The 402-nt window shown below is 51.2% G+C and carries 1 rRNA gene; it reads right to left on the reverse strand.

Annotation, left to right across the window (positions count from 1 at the left end):
* A 23S ribosomal RNA gene (locus J1M36_RS12510) occupies positions 1-402 on the reverse strand; the annotation flags it as partial.

Raw genomic sequence — 402 nt, forward strand, 5'->3', positions numbered from 1 at the left:
GCCTTACTGCTTAGACGTGCAATCCAATCGCACGCTTCGCCTATCCTACTGCGTCCCCCCATCGATTAAAACGATTATAGGTGGTACAGGAATATCAACCTGTTATCCATCGCCTACGCCTGTCGGCCTCAGCTTAGGACCCGACTAACCCAGAGCGGACGAGCCTTCCTCTGGAAACCTTAGTCAATCGGTGGACGGGATTCTCACCCGTCTTTCGCTACTCCCACCGGCATTCTCACTTCTAAGCGCTCCACATGTCCTTACGATCATGCTTCAACGCCCTTAGAACGCTCTCCTACCATTGTCCAAAGGACAATCCACAGCTTCGGTAATATGTTTAGCCCCGGTACATTTTCGGCGCAGTGTCACTCGACTAGTGAGCTATTACGCACTCTTTAAATG

This window comes from Kocuria sp. KRD140 (assembly GCF_017168375.1).
GTDB classification, from domain to species: domain Bacteria; phylum Actinomycetota; class Actinomycetes; order Actinomycetales; family Micrococcaceae; genus Kocuria; species Kocuria marina.